Here is a 738-nt window from a genome sequence, read left to right on the forward strand (position 1 = left end):
ACCACCCATTCTTTGTACTCCGCCGGATAAGGTTTCATCTTCCAACCGTTACCGCCCCCCATTGTCCTTCATCGAAAGGCGGCGAGGCGACAACTATCCTGACATGGAGGGAAGCGACAAAAGAGTAAGCAGAAAAACGCGTCGCCTGAGCGGCTGGCTATCAACGATGCGCTTCTATGGTTCCAGCGGCGTTGGTCTCGCGAGACGTGGTTGCCCATTCGACTCTGCTACGCATAGTGATTCAGAACCAGTGCCTGCGATAACCTGCTTTTGAACGATCCCCATGTAGGGCTCGGGTACAGCGTTCCAACAGCGCCAGCGGTGGGACGCCTACGGCTGCGCTGCGCGCACGTCCTAGTCGGGATGCACGGGACATCAATGTCGCTGGCGCGGTGCTTCCCGTCCGTCCCGGTCCTCTCCCAGCAACTCCCCTGCCCTTATTGTTTTCCGCTGAGTGCGCGCAGCGCAGCCGTAGGCGTCCCACCGAGGGCGTGCTTAGCAGGGGCCACCAAGTAATCCGGGTTCGTTCATCCGACGTGTCTATCCTGATCATCTACGCGGCAGGCAGTCTGGCTATGCCCTGTACCGTCTTCACCCCATCGAGCCGATCGTCGACCACGAAGACGAGTTTTTGCCTACTTTTGCCGCTCGGGCAAAAGATGGAATGAACGCGCCCCGGCCTTCCGATCAAAGGCGCCGGTAGTTCAGTTGCTTCTGGGGAACGTGACAGGATAGGTG

At 58.9% G+C, this 738-nt stretch carries 1 protein-coding gene; it reads right to left on the minus strand.

From position 1 onward, the window contains the following. Window positions 1–553: 553 nt before the first annotated feature. Window positions 554–738: hypothetical protein (locus KHO22_RS32350; protein WP_211951265.1), on the minus strand; the 185-nt coding region annotated here is incomplete at its 5' end.

The organism is Cupriavidus yeoncheonensis (assembly GCF_905397275.1).
GTDB classification, from domain to species: domain Bacteria; phylum Pseudomonadota; class Gammaproteobacteria; order Burkholderiales; family Burkholderiaceae; genus Cupriavidus; species Cupriavidus yeoncheonensis.